This window comes from uncultured Algibacter sp., assembly GCF_947495675.1.
Classification (GTDB): Bacteria; Bacteroidota; Bacteroidia; order Flavobacteriales; family Flavobacteriaceae; genus Algibacter_B.
The window spans coordinates 1-794 of the sequence record NZ_CANLZX010000055.1 but is presented as its reverse complement, the minus strand read 5'-3'; the positions used below and the strand labels follow the sequence as shown (position 1 = coordinate 794).

Genomic DNA, 794 nt, shown 5'->3' with positions numbered 1-794 from the left:
ATAAAATCAAAACAAGCTGTTCTTTTATTCCAATTAGTAACATATTGTATTATAAAATTTTCATATTTTTTTTGCTTTTCCTCTAATGAAAGAACGTTATAATATACGTTTATTTGATCTAATTCGAAATTTAAATTAATAGACCAAACATGTATCTCTTGATTTTTTAATTCAAGAAGGCTCATTAAAAATCGATGTTATTGTTTTCAAAATATTCCATGCAATTTTCTATATCTTTAGCAGTATTTTTAACAGTTGGCTTTCGAAATACTTGTCTATGTGTTCCTTTAATTCGTGTTATTTTTACCTTTTTTTTCTCTGAAAGAGCATTCCATGACTCAATAATTTCAGGATTATATGTGGGATCTTCCTTTTCAGTTATCATTAAAGAAATATGAATGTCAAATGGTATCCATTCATAATTTAAATAATTACTATTTAAATTATCTCTTAATTTTTGTATATTTTTTTCAAGGCTACTACCTAAATTTCTAGCAATAAACGGTTTAATATACCTTTCAATGCGAGCTTCTAAATATCTATATAAAGCATCTAATGGATTTTTTGATAACCTACTAAAAAATCCTTTTACTCTTCTTTTTGTTTTAGCGGGAGCGGTTCGATTTTCATTTATAGCTATTGTATCTGTTATAATTAAATGAACTAATTGATTATCTATTTTAAGAATTCTACAAATTTCTAGAGCTACTGCCGTATTAAAACAATATCCCATAATATGATAAGGTCCTTTTGGTGAAACAGCTTTTATTTCTTTTACAAAATCATTTGCCATA

The 794-nt window shown here is 25.6% G+C and carries 2 protein-coding genes; both read right to left on the bottom strand.

The window, feature by feature from the left end; translation table 11 throughout:
• Window positions 1–185 (bottom strand): hypothetical protein (locus tag Q0842_RS16065; protein ID WP_298500513.1); only part of this gene is annotated, 185 nt, incomplete at its 3' end.
• The coding region (locus tag Q0842_RS16060) for a thioesterase domain-containing protein (protein WP_298500511.1) at window positions 185–794 on the bottom strand (610 nt) is incomplete at its 5' end. The genes Q0842_RS16065 and Q0842_RS16060, both read right to left, overlap by 1 nt.